Consider the following 1106-nt stretch of genomic DNA (forward strand, 5'->3'; position numbering starts at 1 on the left):
TCACACTGTATCAGAAGCGGCTTGAAAGAGGTACCTTCGAGATACCCTATTTCAATACCGGCAAGAAGGCTTGTATAATGCCCTATAAGACTCTATCCGCCATCATGAGCGGAATATCGTTGAAGTCAGTAAGATATCGCAAGAGGCTGAGTATTGATAATTCTACGTCTGTAAATGCTTTATAATCAGCAATATTATTATCAAAATACATGATGGTTTATTTGGGTGTCTCGTCTTTTTTTCGTACCTTTGAAGTATGAAGAAAGACGAGATTATTGCATTATTGCAGCAGCAGAACTCATTTTTGCAGGAACAACTCCAGGAGGCGAACCGTAAGGCGGATGCCCTTCTGGAAGAGGTCACGTCTTTAAGAAATATGCTCGAACATAAGTCGGAGGAGGAGGTCAAGCAGAAGCGCATAATCAAGGGACTTGCCAAGATAACAGAGAACAAGTCAGAGAAGCAACCTTCAACACCTGCGCCCCAAGACGCAGCGGCAGACCAGCCTTCTGAGAAGAAGGAACGCGTCCGTACCAACAATGGTGCAAAGCGTAAGCAGCACCTGGAAGTGGAAGTCGTCGAGGAGGATATCGAACCTGAAAACCCGCGCTTCAACAAGGAGTTGGCAAGACTGTATAAGACCAGGGACGTAATACGCTATGAACTCATCCCCATGCGCTTCATCAAGAAGATATACCATGTGCGTACGTATACACAGAACGACGAGTTCTTTTCAGGCAAAGCCCCTGACGCACCTTTTCTCAACTCACAGTATGACGGCTCGTTCATCGCAGGTCTGGCACAGCTGAGATACATGTACGCAATGCCGGTGGAGAGAATAGTGAAATTCTTCAACGACAACGGCTTCGACATGGACAAGGGAACAGCACACGGTCTGCTCCGCAAGACAGAGAATCTCTTCGAGAATCTCTACAAGGCACTCGGTGACGTAATAAAAGAAGATACATATATCGCAGGCGATGAGACATACCACAAAGTACTTGTTAAAGATAAGAACAAGGATGGCAAAGGGATAAAGAAAGCCTATATATGGGTGGTGACTGCAGTAAACACCGGTCTTGTATACTACTTCTATCATGACGGCT

General features: G+C 45.6%; 2 protein-coding genes. Both read left to right on the forward strand.

All coding sequences use genetic code 11. From position 1 onward, the window contains the following. The coding region (locus I6E38_RS14870; protein ID WP_235394712.1) for a transposase at nt 1-185 on the forward strand (185 nt) is incomplete at its 5' end. A 71-nt stretch (nt 186-256) separates the two neighbouring features. Beyond that, nucleotides 257-1106: IS66 family transposase (locus tag I6E38_RS14875; protein ID WP_235394713.1), on the forward strand; the 850-nt coding region annotated here is incomplete at its 3' end.

It is taken from the genome of Leyella stercorea (genome assembly GCF_021531355.1).
Classification (GTDB): domain Bacteria; phylum Bacteroidota; class Bacteroidia; order Bacteroidales; family Bacteroidaceae; genus Prevotella.